Origin of the sequence: Campylobacter sp. BCW_6873 (assembly GCF_001762365.1) — a bacterium.
In the GTDB taxonomy this organism is placed as follows: Bacteria; Campylobacterota; Campylobacteria; order Campylobacterales; family Campylobacteraceae; genus Campylobacter_D; species Campylobacter_D jejuni.
In genome coordinates this window covers 1-204 of record NZ_MJWS01000002.1, presented here as the reverse complement: position 1 = coordinate 204, position 204 = coordinate 1, and the positions used below count along the sequence as shown (strand labels likewise).

1 pseudogene is annotated in these 204 nt (G+C 28.9%); it reads left to right on the top strand.

Features of this window, described 5'->3' with window-relative positions:
• A pseudogene (locus AJ932_RS10655) lies at window positions 1-204 on the top strand (hypothetical protein); the annotation flags it as partial.

The window sequence follows — 204 nt, the reverse complement described above, 5'->3', positions numbered from 1 at the left end:
CTCAAACTTATCTTATTATAAAGAAGATAAATATCAAGCTTGGATATATTTTAGAGATAATTTTTTTTATAAAGAAAGATTTGAAAGAAATTTGAATGATGATATTATTGTAGATGGATGTAGCACAATGTTTTCTCCCACTTCTTGGGATACACCACAATATTGGTCACAATACAATATCTGGATAGCAACAACCCCAAAAGG